Below are 352 nucleotides of genomic sequence, written 5' to 3' on the forward strand. Positions count from 1 at the left end.
CGAGAACAGACCGACTTCGTTCAGCGTGACCCGCTCGCCCGCTTTCAGCGATGTGGCCATCGCGCACGAATCGTCGGTCTGCACGCCGATCACCTTGATCTCCGGGCGCACCGATTTCACATACGCGGCCACGCCGGCCGCGAGTCCGCCGCCGCCGATCGGCACGAAGATCGCGTGAATCGGTCCCTGATGCTGGCTGAGAATCTCCATGGCGACGGTGCCCTGGCCCGCGATCACGTAAGGGTCGTCGAACGGATGCACGAAGGTCAGGCCGCGCTCTTCCTGCAACTTCACCGCGTGGGCGTAGGCGTCGCTGTACGATTCGCCGAACTGCACCACCTCGACCGTCGGG

At 65.3% G+C, this 352-nt stretch carries 1 protein-coding gene; it reads right to left on the reverse strand.

All coding sequences use genetic code 11. The annotated features are described in order from the left end of the window. Positions 1-352: pyridoxal-phosphate dependent enzyme (locus PQR02_RS40870; protein WP_408243461.1), on the reverse strand; the 352-nt coding region annotated here is incomplete at both ends.

Source organism: Paraburkholderia sediminicola, assembly GCF_046026895.1.
GTDB classification, from domain to species: domain Bacteria; phylum Pseudomonadota; class Gammaproteobacteria; order Burkholderiales; family Burkholderiaceae; genus Paraburkholderia; species Paraburkholderia sediminicola_C.